Source organism: Alcanivorax sp. HI0083, from assembly GCF_001635175.1.
The window spans coordinates 1-515 of the sequence record NZ_LWFX01000743.1 but is presented as its reverse complement, the minus strand read 5'-3'; the positions used below and the strand labels follow the sequence as shown (position 1 = coordinate 515).

1 protein-coding gene is annotated in these 515 nt (G+C 57.9%); it reads right to left on the bottom strand.

The window, feature by feature from the left end:
* On the bottom strand, positions 1-333 hold a 333-nt coding region (locus A3754_RS07290), incomplete at its 3' end, for an HAD-IIIA family hydrolase (protein WP_156496885.1).
* Positions 334-515: the final 182 nt, after the last annotated feature.

Sequence of the window (515 nt, the reverse complement as noted above, 5' to 3'; positions counted from 1 at the left end):
AATCTGGTCGATCAGGCCTGGCAGCGGCTTGCGGCAATCACAGCCGTCATCGGGCCCGTGGGGGCAATAGACGATCTTGCCCAGTGCACCGCCCTGCTCCGCCACCAACTCACGCAGACGCGTGTGCATGGCATCCAGGGTGGCCACATCATAATAGCCACGGCCAATACCGGACTGGTTGGTGGCCACCGTGACGATATACCCCGCTTTACTCAACCGGGCGATGGCCTCGATGCTGCCGGGGATGGGAATCCACTCGTCCACGGTCTTGATGTAGGCATCAGAGTCCTCGTTGATGACCCCGTCGCGATCCAGAATGATGAGTTTGTTCATGGGGCTTGTCTTCTCTCTTTACCGTAGGAGCGGCGCTTGAGCCGCGAATCGGACTTTGAATCACTATAAGACACACAGGCATCACTTTCGGGAGCCTCGGTGGTTTCTGTAGTGATAACAGTCTTGGGGTTGTTCGCGGCTCAAGCGCCGCTCCTACCGCGATATACACAAAGGCCGCTGAT